The organism is Bacillus sp. KS1 (genome assembly GCF_020075515.1).
GTDB lineage: Bacteria > Bacillota > Bacilli > Bacillales > Bacillaceae > Bacillus > Bacillus velezensis.
The window spans coordinates 62,781-75,673 of sequence record NZ_JACAWW010000027.1 but is presented as its reverse complement, the minus strand read 5'-3'; the positions used below and the strand labels follow the sequence as shown (position 1 = coordinate 75,673).

The window sequence follows — 12,893 nt, the reverse complement described above, 5'->3', positions numbered from 1 at the left end:
AGGATAATGACCTATGTAAAACGGATGAGCGGCAAACGCGTTACCTATGTTTGATGTTAGTGTGGCTGGGGTACATAGATTTATGTAGACTTCATCAAGCAGGAGGTAGTAACTATGGGTAAAAAAATTGCAGTTGTATTAACGGATTATTTTGAGGATGTCGAGTATACTGAACCTGCGAAAGCTTTTAAAGATGCGGGTCATGAATTAACCGTAATTGAACAGGAAAAAGGAAAAACAGTCAAAGGCAAACAAGGGGAAGCGGAAGTGAAAGTGGACGCGTCCATCGATGATGTGAATCCGAAAGACTTTGACGCATTGCTGATCCCGGGCGGATTCTCTCCTGACATGCTGCGTGCGGATGACCGTTTCGTCCAATTTGCCAAAGCGTTTATGGATGATAAAAAACCGGTGTTCGCCATCTGCCACGGACCTCAGCTTCTCATCAACGCGAAAGCATTGGACGGGCGCAAAGCGACAGGGTTTACTTCAATCCGAATCGACATGGAAAACGCGGGCGCGAATGTTGTGGATGAAGAAGTTGTCGTCTGTCAGAATCAGCTGGTCACAAGCCGCACACCGGATGACATTCCGGCATTCAACCGCGAATCATTAAAACTGCTTGCGTAATATAAAAGCGGAGCGCCGTATCAGGCGTTCCGCTTTTTTTGTGAAGATTCCCGGATGACCAGCTCAGGCGCCAGAATAATGCGTTGTTTTTTGTGCTGGGAATTGGTGATTTTATGATGCAGCAATTGAGCCGCTTCTTTTCCCGACTGCCGCGGAAAGGAAGAAACGGTTGTAAGCGGGGGATAAGAAATTTCAGCTTCCGGCACGTTATCAAAGCCGACAATGTCAATATCTTCGCCCGGAATGAGCCCGGCTTTTCTGATCCCTTGCATGACGCCGAACGCGACCAAATCACTGAAGCAGAAAATCGCGGTCGGGCGCTCAGACCGGCGGAGGAGCTCCGTCACGGCTTCACAGCCTGCTTCGCGGGTCGGGGCGCTGTCAATGACATAGTCATTTTTTACTTCCAGATCCGCTTCACGGAGCGCTTTTTTAAACCCTTTCATACGTTTCGTCCATGTTGATGAGTGCTTCACGCCGCCCAAAAACGCAATCTCCTGATGGCCTTTCTCAATGAAATGACGCACTGCCTTATAGGTGCCTTCCTCATAATCGGCTCCGACAAAATCACAATCTGCATCGGCAATCTCCCTGACGGCGAGCACGACCGGAATGTCAAGCTGCTCAAGGCGGGAAAGGGTTTCCTCAGCTGTACCTGAAACCGGACACAAAATCAATCCGCCGACCCTGTGCTCGAGCATGGTCGAGATCAGCTGCTCCTGCTTGGCGACGGAATCAAATGTCGTGCCTAACAGCACCGTTAATCCGACTTCCTCAAGCGTATTCTGAACGCCGATCAGAAACTCTGAGAAAAACGTATTGGAAATGTCAGTAATAATCAAACCTACAGTTGTAGACGTCTGTGATCGTAAATTCGCGGCAACCCGATCATATACGTATCCCAGCTCCCGCATGGATTGCAGCACTTTCTCACGGGTCGCTTCGGAAATTCGCGGATTATTGCGAACGATTAATGAAGCGGTGGATGTTGAGACGCCGGCATGCTCAGCGACCTGCTGCAATGTCACCCGGCGTTTTTTTTGCTGTTTCATACGTCGCATTCCTCACTTGGTTTTTATTCGTTACATCCATTATAAGCGTTTTGGCGGCTGAGAAGAAAGAGAGAGGAGGGAGAAAAAGATAAAGCGCCGGAAGACGGATTGTCCTTCGGCGCTTCTGTCACAATAGGTTATTCAAACATTTGCTCTTTAATATACTGAACCGGCATTTCACGGCCTGTCCAATATTCAAACGCCATGGCGCCCTGCCAAAGCATCATGCCGAGGCCGTTAATGGTGTTGCAGCCGGCCGCTTGAGCTTGTTCAAGCAATTTCGACGTCACGGGGTTGTAAACGACGTCTGTCACAATCAAATCAGGACGGAGCATGGATGTATCTTCAATGACGCTCAAGCCTTCAAGCGGTTTCATACCGACACCCGTTCCGTTTGTGAAAATATCGCTTGAAGCGATTTCAGCACGCAGCGCATCTTGATCTTCGAGCGGGAAGACTTTCGCTTTGCAAGAAGATCCCTTCATTTCTTCATTGATGATGCGGACGTTTTCTTCCGCTTTTTCGAAAAACGCGTCATTGCGGGCGAAAATAGAGATTTCTCCGAGGCCTTCCAATGCGGATTGAATCGCTATCGGAGTGGCGGCCCCGCCGGAACCGACCAGCGTCATTTTTTTGCCTGTGATATTGATGCCGTGTTCTTTTAAGTTGCGGACGTATCCCATACCGTCAGTGGAGTGTCCGATCAGTCTGCCATTTTCATTAACGACTGTATTCACCGCGCCGGTGAATTTCGCTGAATCCGCGAGTTCATCGAGGTAAGGGAGAATGTTCATCTTGTTCGGCATCGAGACATTGAATCCTCTGACGTTTAAGGCGCGCATTCCCGTTACCACATCTTCCAGCTGTTCATTGCCGACTTCAAACGCGAGGTAAGCGTAGTTCAATCCTAATTTTTTAAACGCCAGGTTGTGCATCGCCGGAGATAAAGAGTGTCCGATCGGTGTCGCGAATAATCCGATAAGCTGAGTTTTTCCGTTAATCCGTCCTAATTCTTTCTTCATGATGTATTCCTCCGTTAGTCCATTCATTTGTTTTTCATCCCGCTTTGAGGGCAGAAAAACGCTGATTACATATGTTTATTTAAAATGCTGAGTACGCTGCGCAATTCCTCAACGGGAATCTGTCCGGGCGCTGATGCTTCTTTGCCCGCTCCGAACGTGCACGCTGAGCCGAAGACTTCGCCGGCCAGGCGGCTGATCAGGCCTGTCCCCGCCATTGACATTGTGATGATCGGCCGGTCTGCGTATTGTGTTTTCATCGTGTGAGTGGCATCCAATAAGACCAAAACATCTTCAGTGCTTTGCGGCATCACCGCGATTTTCGGAATGTGCGCGCCGTACGCCTGCATGTTCCGCAGCCGGGAAATGATTTCTTCTTTTTTCGGTGTTTGATGAAAATCATGATTGGACATGACGACATATACGCCGTTGTCTTCAGCGGTTTTCACAATTGATTTGACTTCCGCTTCTCCCGTAAACAACTCAACGTCTGCAAGGTCAATGTGTTTTGTTTCGATGGCGGTTTTAAGCAATTCAATGTAAAAGCGGTCATCAATAACTTTATTTCCGCCTTCTTTATGAGTTCTGAATGTGAAAAGCAGCGGTGTTGCGCCTGCGGCTTTCCGCAGCTTTTCAAGCATGCTTTTTACGGCGTCCAGGCTGTCAACATGCTCGTATACATCTGCCCGCCACTCAATGATATCCGGGCGAAGCCTATTGACGGCTTCAATTTCTTCAAGCAGTTCTTTCTCTCCGGCCGCCATCAGCGGCACAATGATCTTCGGAAGCCCTTCGCCGATGACCGTGTTTCTGATCGTGATAGATTGCATGATAAATCCTCTCCCTTAAAAAATAGTCAGGCTTTCATCACTTGCTTAAAGCGGATTCCGATAAACAATGCGAGAAGGGCGCTGACGGCCGCAATTCCGATATCAAGCAGAAAAACAGGCGTCAGGCCGGCCGCTTTGGATATCGCTCCCGTTACAAGCGGAATGACAATAAAAGATAAGCTTGATGCTATATTAACAAAAGATGTGATCGTACCTTTATTTTTAGGGAATAAAACAGCCATAACCGTCATCGCCAATTGCAGAATGCCCGCAGTTGAAAGTCCGATGACAAAGGAGCTGATGACTGATACGGCCGGCTGATGAATGAAAATCAGAGCAAGCAGCGCGATTGCCGCGATCACAGGGTACAGCACCATTACCGTAATCGGCTGAATCACTCTGTTTAACAGCACGGCCAGCAATAATACGGACACAAGCGCCCCGATGCTGTAATAGCTCAACAATTTGACGGCCTGCACCTCAGGCATGCCCAAAACGGTTTGCCCGAACTTAGGAAGCCATACTTGAACGAGCATAAACAGCGCCGTAGATGAAAAGCCTAACAGAATGATCGCAAGGCCTTCGCGCCATATCGACGGCTGTGATGTGAACGCGTCATCAGACGGGGAGGCTTCCGTCCGGCCGCCGTCTTCTTTTTGCTTATGATTCGGAAACGGAACTTTTAACAGGAAAAAGCCGTTCAGGAAGAAAATAATGCCCGGTACGAAAAACGTCCAGCCGTAAAACAAATGCCTGTCCGCAATAAACGCGATAAAAAACGGAAGCACCGTCGCGCCGATGGATACAAACGCTTTGATTAACACGGTTGCAGAGCTTGCGTTTTTCGGAAATCCTTCAATAAGCGCCGGATATGTCCCGGAATCCAAAAAGGAATTGGCGATCCCGGCGAAAATGGCGAAGATAAACGCGGCCGTGTAGTTTGTCGAAAGCGGAATTCCGATTAGGAAAATCAGATACAGAAAGGCGCCCGACACGATAAACGGCCGTCTCCCGAATGTATCCGAAAGCTTCCCGGCAAACAGAAGCGAAATCAGCTTCCCGATCCCGATGGCGGAGACCAAATAGCTGACCCCGGCTGCGGATGTATGAAGCTGTTTTGATAATGCCTCCATATTGGATGCGATAATAATATTGATCATGCCCAGCAGGAAATAGTTAATATAAAGACCCGCTGCCATTTTGGTGTATATGTTTTTCATGATGACATCCCCTAATGCGGTTAATAAAGAATTAAATTATTTTTTTAATTGATAAGCGCAGATCCATTCCCCTTTATTGAACCACTGCCTTTCTTTGAAAACTGGTTTGATAAAACGGCTGCAGAGACAAACTTGAATAACGCTGATATCACATCAAGTATATCGTTCTACTAAATAAAAAAAGATAAGCGGCCCGCTCATTTAGTATATCGTTCTACCAAGTTCACAGTTACTATACTCCTTCTTTTTATATGTGTCAAACCGATGAACTTTTATTTTTTGCTTTTTTAAATCAAAAAAAGACCCGCCGTTTTTTGGCAGGTCTGACATGGGTTTATTTTCTGAGAGAGGCGAGCTCCTCGGCAATGGCCTGCATTTCACTCGGGCTGAATGATGCTTTTTTCATGACCATTTGATGAAGGTATGTAAGATCTTCTATTTTTTCATCACTGAAATCTTCCGCTCTGATGACACCGACATTGAGCATGTTGAGCTTTTGCGAAATGTCTTCAATCATTTTGTTTAACGTTTCTGTTTGTTGGCTCGGCAAATTCATGCATCCTTTCATGACCGTTTTCGTACCCTTTATTCTAACAGAATTCATTTAGAATAAAAGCTTATTTCCACAGCCGCAGAAAAGTTGCTAATATGATGATAAGGTTTTTGATCCTCAAAATGCGGGGAAAGAATAGGGAGGTTATTGATATGATACATGTGCTGTTTGTCTGTCTGGGAAATATTTGCCGGTCGCCTATGGCAGAGGCGGTATTTTCTGATATGGTGAAGAAAAACGGGCTGAACGGGCAGATTAACATTGATTCAGCGGGAATCGGCGCCTGGCATGCGGGAAATCCGCCGCATGAAGGGACAAAGGAGATCCTAAAGAAGAAAGGGATCAGCTCAAGCGGCATCACGGCGAGGCAGGTCCGTGAGTCTGATCTGACCGATTTTGATTACGTCATCGCGATGGATGCAGAAAATATCGGACATCTGCGCAGCATGGCCGGTTATAAAAAAGCGGCGCCGCGTATTGCAAGGCTGCTTGATTATGTACCGGAGTCGGACCTTGCGGACGTGCCCGATCCGTATTATACCGGGAATTTCAGCGAGGTGTACGCTTTGGTCGAGTCCGGGTGCCGTCATTTGCTGGAGACAATAAAGAAAGACCATCACTTATAAGGGGGATTGACCGATGAAGCAGACACGCATCATGACAAAAGCGATTCTGATCGGCGCTGCCGCCGGCGGAGCACTGTCCTTATTACATAAGCCGACGAGAGAGGGATGTTTCCGGAACATGGACGCGTGCAGGCGCCGTGCGGCATTTTACCGAAAACATCCTGAAGCCCTGAAACAGCAGGCTTCCGCAAAACTGGATCAAGTGAAAATCATCGCCAATACCGTATCGGAAGATCTGAGTTTTTTAAACAGGCAGATCACCAAGCTGAAGCAGACGACGCCGCAGGTCATTGACTTGTTAAAAGAAACGAAGGAGCATTTTTCGAAAAACGATCATTGAGGTGGGATGTCATGAGTTTTATAAAGGAGCTGTTTGCAAGGTTTTCACTGCATGAAGGACAAAGTAAATCGGCGGAGCTGGCGTATTTTTTCCTGCTGTCATTGTTTCCGTTGATGATTTTCATGCTGACGCTCACCGCCTATCTTCCCATATCGGCAGAAGACGTGCTCGGGGCGGTCGATCAATACGCGCCCGACAGCGCCATGTCTATGGTGAAATCCATAACGGAGCAAACGCTGAACAAGCGCAGCGGCGGGCTTTTGTCATTCGGGATTATCGCCGTCATCTGGTCGGCTTCGAATGGTATGAACGCGATTGTCAGAGCATTTAACCATGCCTACGAAGTCGAGGAAAACCGCTCATTTATCATCATTCGCCTGACCTCAATTTTTTTAACCATCGCGATGGTGGTTACGATTTTAATCGCACTGCTTCTGCCGGTGTTCGGCAGAGAAATCGGAATGCTGGCCGCAGATTTCATCGGCGCCTCCGGCCTGTTTTTGCAGGTGTGGTCGGTTGTCCGCTGGGGTATCAGTCCGCTTATCCTGTTAATCGTGTTTACCGCGCTTTACATTTTCGCGCCGAATAAAAGGCTTTCCCTCCGTTTTGTCCTGCCGGGAGCCGTATTTGCGGCAGCCGGCTGGATTATCGTCAGTATGCTGTTCTCATTTTACGTCGGCACCTTTGCCAACTACAGCGCCACATACGGGAGCATCGGGGGAATTATCGTCCTTATGATCTGGTTTTATCTTACGGGAACACTGCTGATTTTAGGAGGAGAAATCAACGCGCTTTTACATAAACGTAAAAAGCTTCCTGATGAAAATCCGTACCGCGGGAGCAAGCTATAGAGGAACGGATGACGTTCAAGCTGAAAAACGGAGGGAATCGGCTATGACCAAGCATACGAAAAAAGGCGGAAGCCATAATAAACAAAACTCAAAAAACGGCCCGAAGAATAAAACAAGCGGAAGCGCTAACGGGCAGAACGGATACCACTAGAAAGAAGCCGCCTGACTTAGATCAGGCGGCTTTTTATGAGGCCGGAAAAGAATGGGATTCGGATGCGGGACTGTGCTTTGTTTTCCCGAAGACGAGCGCAAGCCAAATACAGACCAGAATCACCGTAATAAAGTAAAACAAATTGGCGCTTTCAAACCGCTGCATATACCAGCCGCCCGCCACCGGGCCGATCATGCTGCCAAGGCTGAAGGAAATGCCGCAGAGCAGATTGCCCGCCGGCAGCAGATGGGACGGCAGCAGGTCGCTCATATAGCTGATGCCGAGGGAAAACATACTGCCGACCGCCATTCCCGCCGTGAAAAAGCAGCAGCCGATGACAGAAGGCGACGGAAACAGTCCGGCCGTCAAAAAGCAAAGGGCACCCGTTAATAAGATGACGAGCAGGACACGTTTTCTCCCGAATCGATCGCTTAATAAACCGAGAGGGAACTGGAATACAATACTTCCGATGGCAAAAGCGGGCAATATCAGCGCGACGGCATCGACGGATATGCCTAAGCGCAGGGCGTACACGGGAAAGCTTCCGTTCAGCGCCGTTTCTAAAAAACCGTACCCGAAAGCCGGGAGAAAAGCGACCCAGCCGAAAAGAAGGGCGCGGTAAAACCGTTTTGCGCTGTTATCCCCGGATGTTTCATCCGGACCTTGCGCCGGGTACTCATTACGTAAGACAAACACAAACAGCCAGGCGGCAAGACTGATACAGCCGGATACGATAAACGGAAGGGACGGACTTGTTTTCACAAGAGGGACCATGAACGGGCCGACAGCGAATCCAAGCCCGAAGGACAGTCCGTACAGCGAAATGTTTCTTCCTCTGTTTCGGGGCGTTGATTTTGACGTCACCCACGTTTGGGTTGAAAAATGCAGCATATGATCCCCGATTCCGATAAAGAGCCGAAGAAAAAACCATAACCATATGGATTGAAGCCAAATAAAACTGAATAAGCTGATGATAACAAGAAATCCGCCCATGACCATCAGAGGTTTGAATCCGAGCTTGCGCAGCGGGGCCTCCATAAACGGCGACGCCAGAAGCACGCCGATATAAAGGCCGGTTGCGTGAAGTCCGTTTATGGCGGCTGATTCTCCGTTCGTTTCAAAAATGACGGAGATCACCGGCAGAAGCATGCCTTGGGAAAATCCGGAGATGGAAACAAGCAGAACCAAAATAAAGAAGTACAGTCGTGACATCGCGTATTTCTCCTTCTTCAGTCTCTTTCTTGATCGTACACGGATTTGTCGCGTCCGGCAACCTGAAAATGCCAATTCGGGCTGCCGCGGAAGTGTAATTGAGGGAGTTTTTGAGAAGGATATAAAAAGACTCATTCGAAAAAAGGAGCCAGGCAGATATGAATCGGATTTTTTTCTTTACGGCTGCGGCGGGAGTGCCGCTTTCAGTCATCGGCGGCCTGATGCACTGGCCGTCAGCGGTTTTGTTTATTATTTATTGCTTGACGATTATTGCGCTTGCAAGTTATATGGGGAGAGCGACTGAATCTCTTGCCATTATCGCGGGACCGCGGATCGGCGGTCTGCTGAATGCCACGTTCGGCAATGCGGTAGAGCTTATTATATCGCTTTTTGCCTTAAAAGAAGGGCTGACGGGCATCGTGCTTGCTTCACTGACCGGTTCGGTGCTCGGCAATCTTCTGCTCGTCGCGGGATTGTCGTTTTTTATCGGCGGTTTGAAATACAAGCGGCAGGAATTCAATATTCATGATGCCCGGCATAATTCCGGCCTGCTGATTTTTGCCATTATCGTAGCTTTTGTCATTCCCGAAGTGTTTTCCATGGATATGGGGGAAAAAAACAAGCTTGATTTGAGTGTCGGCATCAGCATCATCATGATCCTTTTGTACGTGGCGGCTCTTTATTTCAAGCTCGTCACCCATCGCGGTGTTTATCAGCCGAATCAGCCGGAGGCAAAGGTAGAAAAGGAGCAGCCTGAGTGGTCGGGGAAAAGAGCGACAGCCGTCTTATTTATTTCAACCATTATCGTCGCCTACATATCTGAAAACCTTGTCCATACGTTTCATGCGGTGGCTGAACAGTTCGGCTGGAGCGAGCTGTTTATCGGAGTGATTATCGTCGCAATCGTCGGAAATGCCGCAGAGCATGCGTCGGCGATTATTATGGCGTACAAAGACAAGATGGATGTCGCCGTTGAAATCGCGGTAGGCTCGACTTTGCAGATCGCCATGTTTGTGGCTCCGGTTCTTGTGATCTGTTCCATCTTTTTTCCGGTCAATATGCCGCTTGTATTCACATTGCCCGAGCTTGTCGCGATGATATCATCCGTCCTTTTGATGACGATGATTTCAAATGACGGTGATTCGAACTGGTTTGAGGGGGCTACGCTCCTTGCCGCTTATGTCATCATGGCGATCGGTTTTTTCCTGCTTTAACCTGTAAAAAATGCGGATAACAACGATTGCGGAGGAAAAGACTAAAGGAAAATGCTATAGAAAGAGTGATATGATGAGAAAGCTGTTTCATGCCACACTGATTCTGCTGTTATCCTTTAGTTTTTTCGCAACGCCGTCTGCCGATGCAAAAAAACCGTTTAAAGTTCCCAACTCTGTCGTAAGCATTTCAAAGGAAAATACGTATCCGAATGCTTCACAGGATCAGCCGATGCTTCAGCCGAGCAAACTGGCGAAGGAATTGTTAGATACATCCGAGATCAACATCGAAAATCCGCATCTGATAAAGATGCTGAATGAATCCTCGGTTTCCGGTTCACCGCTTGCCATCGGCTACCGGGCGACAATATTTCTCGGGAAATGGGCGCTCGGCTATCAATCGAACGAAACGGTCGCCAACTGGGAATATAAAAAAATCAATACGAACAGAGCGGATAACCGGGGCGGGCAGCAAACCGCGGTTATCTCATACGCCCAAGAACAGCAATACAAAATCAAAGGCGGGCTCACTGCGAAGGTGCCGAACGCAGAAGACGTAAAAAGCATGATGATGCAAAAAGCGATGAAGAAAACAAAACTGCCCCTCGCGTTTGAAACGGTTATCGGCGCAGGCACAAAACGCGATCAAACCTACAAAATTTCTCCGCAGCGGCTCGGCTACCTGCACGCCTACGCTCCGGCCGTTAATGAAAAAGGAAAAGTAACATACGGTGAAGTGTATTTGGTGCTGAAAGGCAGCAAGCGGAAACTTGTCGTCAAAAATGTGACTTCGCAAGGAATCGGGGCTTGGATTCCGGTGCAGGATCACGTCACATTCGGTTTTCAAATGACAGCGCAGCCGAGATAAATAAAAAAAGCTGATTCCGGTTCGGGAATCAGCTTTTTTGTGTGTGATACATTTCCTCAAGCAATTGCACATTGTTGTTGTACAGCTCCCGGGCAAGAACGCGTCTCACCGCAAGGCTCGCCGAGAAGTATTCTGTGTCTTGAACCATGCCTTTGACGGTAAATTCTATGCCTCTTGTCAATTTGTTCAGGCTCATGATTCCATGCACTTGAAACGGCTCCGTCGCATTGAGAAATTCATCCCGCTTCAGTGAATCGCGAAGCTCATCATTGAGCATGTCGCAGGCTTTTTCTAAGACGGCATATACCCGCTCGGGATCTTCCTTGTAACTGATCACGACGGATTCGGTAATCCGCATAAAATCAATGTTATAGTTTTGAAGCTGTCTGACCTCACCGTTTGAAATGGTAAGCAGCTTGCCGGTCCACTCACGGATCTGGAGGGAACGGAGTCCGATTTCTTCGACTGTGCCGTTGAACAGATTGTTAATCGTCACGTAATCGCCTTTATGAAGCTGGCGTTCGTATATCAAAAAGACACCGGCCAATATGTCCTTGATTAATGACTGGGCGCCGAAACCGATGACGATACCGGCAACACCCGCCCCCGCTAAAATTCGGCCGAAATCATGAACGAATAAAGAAATGACGTAAAAGATAAACCCGATCGTCGCCGTATACTGGGTGATGGACCGGACGAGGCTTTCAATCGTTTTCCCTTTCCGTTCCTCTAAGAAATCCGTGCGTTTAAATAACACCTGGACAAAGCGGTTGATCAGAAAAACACCGGCGTAAAGCACGAGAGCGACGATGATGATCTCAACCACTTTGCTTTTCAAAATGTCCGTAATTGTCGTTTCCATCTTCTGTTAACCTCTGGCTTTTCGTAATGAAAAATCCGTGTCCTGATAATAACTGTTTTTGACAAGGACGTTCGGGCCGAGGCACCGGACGTTTGTGCAGCGGCAGTTCAGCTCTTTGCTCAGCTTCGTCTGTCTCCACTTGTCATATGCTTCAGGAAGGCTGTCTGTTTTAATATTACCGAGCGGCGGTGTATCGCCGAAATCCGTGACAATGATATTTCCGTCAAAAATGTTGACATTCAGGCGGGAGCGGCCGTCAGGGTCGTTTCGCACCGTAACGTTTTTCGCTTCCCGCAGGCGGCGGAGGAGCTTCTGGTCTTCTTCATCAGGGCTGCATGCGTAAAACGGGAGCGTGCCGAACAGCATCCATGTCTCTTCATCGCGAATGTCGAGCAGATGATGAATGGCCTGTCTCATGTCCGTCAGGCTGAGTGATTCAAGCGCGCTGGCGAAATCACTCGGATACATCGGATGGACTTCGTGCCGCTGGCATTTCATTTCTTCCGTAATCTGCCGGTGAATATGTTCAATATGCGGCAGCGTCCGTTTGTTCAGCATCGTTTCCGCTGAAACCATTACGCCTGCTTCGACAAGCGTGCGGCTGTTTTCAATCATTTTGTCAAAATAGCGCGCCCGCTGTTCAAATGTCGGTTTCTTCTCCATCATCGCAAATCCGATGTCGGCAAAGTCCTCGACCGTTCCCCAGTTGTGGGAAATGTGAAGAACGTCCAAATAAGGAATAATCCGTTCGTAGCGCCCGATATCAAGCGTCAGGTTTGAATTGATCTGTGTACGGACGCCGCGTTCATGCGCATATTTTAAAAGCGGGACGACGTATTCCTTTACCGATTTCAGCGAAAGCATCGGTTCGCCGCCCGTAATGCTGATAGAGCGTAACAGAGGAATTTCATCAAGCCGCTTTAATAAAAGGTCGATCGGCAGCGCATCCGGGTCTTTTGGCTGGAGCGTGTACCCGACGGCGCAGTGCTCGCATCTCATATTGCACAAAGTCGTCGTTGTGAATTCAACGTTCGTCAGTTTCATATCTCCATACTGGTCGACATCCATGTACGCTTCCCAAGGATCGTACTCCGGTGTGATCGGACGCAGTGTTGTGTTTTGTGTCATGACTATCTAACTCCTTTATAAATGGGGCATACTAACGTCTGCCAACTGTTAATTTTAGACCTGATCTGCCAAGATCGCAAGTAGCGGAACCATTGAAAAACGGCAAAAAATACGCTACCATTATAAAAAATGAATGGAGTGGAAGTATGGGGAATGCAGTAAACAGCAAAGATCAGCAGCTCGATTACCTGAAGAACAGACTCGATATGTTTATGAATGTCATTGATTCATTAGACCCTGAATCAACGGATGTTGAAGATATAGACCGGCTCATCGGCATGCTTGATGATCTGGAAGCAAAATACGAACGCTTTAAAAAGGATTGGGAATAAACCCCGGC

15 protein-coding genes are annotated in these 12,893 nt (G+C 48.2%); 7 read left to right on the top strand and 8 right to left on the bottom strand.

All coding sequences use genetic code 11. The features are described 5' to 3' along the window. Nucleotides 1-114 precede the first annotated feature (114 nt). On the top strand, nucleotides 115-630 hold the full coding sequence (locus HWY38_RS18920; protein WP_003155578.1) for a type 1 glutamine amidotransferase domain-containing protein: 516 nt from the start codon (nucleotides 115-117) through the stop codon (nucleotides 628-630). Nucleotides 631-650: 20 nt separating this feature from the next. Here the strand turns inward: HWY38_RS18920 and HWY38_RS18915 are convergent, their stop codons facing one another. The 5 genes from HWY38_RS18915 to HWY38_RS18895 all read right to left on the bottom strand — a co-directional run bounded on the left by HWY38_RS18915 (nucleotide 651) and on the right by HWY38_RS18895 (nucleotide 5,301). Continuing rightward, nucleotides 651-1,682: a LacI family DNA-binding transcriptional regulator gene (locus tag HWY38_RS18915; RefSeq protein ID WP_012117072.1), complete on the bottom strand. Its 1,032-nt coding sequence runs from the start codon at nucleotides 1,680-1,682 to the stop codon at nucleotides 651-653. Nucleotides 1,683-1,819: 137 nt separating this feature from the next. Then, nucleotides 1,820-2,704 carry a shikimate dehydrogenase gene (locus tag HWY38_RS18910; protein ID WP_108654888.1) on the bottom strand — a complete coding sequence of 295 codons (885 nt, stop codon included), beginning with the start codon at nucleotides 2,702-2,704 and terminating at the stop codon, nucleotides 1,820-1,822. A 65-nt stretch (nucleotides 2,705-2,769) separates the two neighbouring features. Beyond that, nucleotides 2,770-3,531: a type I 3-dehydroquinate dehydratase gene (gene aroD, locus HWY38_RS18905; protein ID WP_224182397.1), complete on the bottom strand. Its 762-nt coding sequence runs from the start codon at nucleotides 3,529-3,531 to the stop codon at nucleotides 2,770-2,772. A gap of 26 nt (nucleotides 3,532-3,557) precedes the next feature. After that, complete coding sequence (locus HWY38_RS18900; protein ID WP_007408506.1) at nucleotides 3,558-4,751, bottom strand: MFS transporter; 1,194 nt, start codon at nucleotides 4,749-4,751, stop codon at nucleotides 3,558-3,560. A gap of 334 nt (nucleotides 4,752-5,085) precedes the next feature. Beyond that, complete coding sequence (locus HWY38_RS18895; protein WP_003155571.1) at nucleotides 5,086-5,301, bottom strand: DUF1128 domain-containing protein; 216 nt, start codon at nucleotides 5,299-5,301, stop codon at nucleotides 5,086-5,088. Nucleotides 5,302-5,456: 155 nt separating this feature from the next. Here HWY38_RS18895 and HWY38_RS18890 point away from each other — a divergent pair, with 155 nt between their 5' ends. Genes HWY38_RS18890 through HWY38_RS18880 form a run of 3 tightly spaced genes read left to right on the top strand, consistent with a single transcriptional unit; the run spans nucleotide 5,457 to nucleotide 7,121 of the window. Further along, nucleotides 5,457-5,930: a low molecular weight protein-tyrosine-phosphatase gene (locus HWY38_RS18890; RefSeq protein WP_044802008.1), complete on the top strand. Its 474-nt coding sequence runs from the start codon at nucleotides 5,457-5,459 to the stop codon at nucleotides 5,928-5,930. A gap of 13 nt (nucleotides 5,931-5,943) precedes the next feature. Continuing rightward, nucleotides 5,944-6,270 (top strand): hypothetical protein, encoded by a 327-nt coding sequence (locus tag HWY38_RS18885; protein WP_224182396.1) that lies wholly within the window; start codon nucleotides 5,944-5,946, stop codon nucleotides 6,268-6,270. A gap of 11 nt (nucleotides 6,271-6,281) precedes the next feature. Beyond that, nucleotides 6,282-7,121 (top strand): YihY family inner membrane protein, encoded by an 840-nt coding sequence (locus HWY38_RS18880; protein ID WP_007408509.1) that lies wholly within the window; start codon nucleotides 6,282-6,284, stop codon nucleotides 7,119-7,121. Between the two features lie 184 nt (nucleotides 7,122-7,305). Here the strand turns inward: HWY38_RS18880 and HWY38_RS18875 are convergent, their stop codons facing one another. Then, a complete protein-coding gene (locus tag HWY38_RS18875) occupies nucleotides 7,306-8,484 on the bottom strand; it encodes an MFS transporter (RefSeq protein ID WP_029326001.1) in 1,179 nt (392 codons plus the stop codon). Between the two features lie 158 nt (nucleotides 8,485-8,642). On the opposite strand from HWY38_RS18875, the gene cax reads away from it, so the two are divergent. Together cax and HWY38_RS18865 are read left to right on the top strand one after the other, a co-directional pair. Next, nucleotides 8,643-9,698, top strand: coding sequence for a calcium/proton exchanger (gene cax / locus HWY38_RS18870; RefSeq protein ID WP_224182395.1), 1,056 nt, complete (start codon nucleotides 8,643-8,645; stop codon nucleotides 9,696-9,698). 70 nt (nucleotides 9,699-9,768) lie between these two features. Then, complete coding sequence (locus HWY38_RS18865) at nucleotides 9,769-10,563, top strand: YfkD famly protein (RefSeq protein ID WP_087920754.1); 795 nt, start codon at nucleotides 9,769-9,771, stop codon at nucleotides 10,561-10,563. A 28-nt stretch (nucleotides 10,564-10,591) separates the two neighbouring features. Here the strand turns inward: HWY38_RS18865 and HWY38_RS18860 are convergent, their stop codons facing one another. Both HWY38_RS18860 and yfkAB read right to left on the bottom strand, forming a co-directional pair. Beyond that, a complete protein-coding gene (locus HWY38_RS18860; protein WP_007408513.1) occupies nucleotides 10,592-11,425 on the bottom strand; it encodes a mechanosensitive ion channel family protein in 834 nt (277 codons plus the stop codon). Nucleotides 11,426-11,431: 6 nt separating this feature from the next. Further along, nucleotides 11,432-12,553, bottom strand: a complete 1,122-nt coding sequence (gene yfkAB / locus HWY38_RS18855) for a radical SAM/CxCxxxxC motif protein YfkAB (protein WP_224182394.1) — start codon at nucleotides 12,551-12,553, stop codon at nucleotides 11,432-11,434. A 146-nt stretch (nucleotides 12,554-12,699) separates the two neighbouring features. On the opposite strand from yfkAB, the gene HWY38_RS18850 reads away from it, so the two are divergent. Beyond that, nucleotides 12,700-12,885 carry an SE1561 family protein gene (locus tag HWY38_RS18850; RefSeq protein WP_003155558.1) on the top strand — a complete coding sequence of 62 codons (186 nt, stop codon included), beginning with the start codon at nucleotides 12,700-12,702 and terminating at the stop codon, nucleotides 12,883-12,885. The last annotated feature ends 8 nt before the right edge of the window (nucleotides 12,886-12,893 follow it).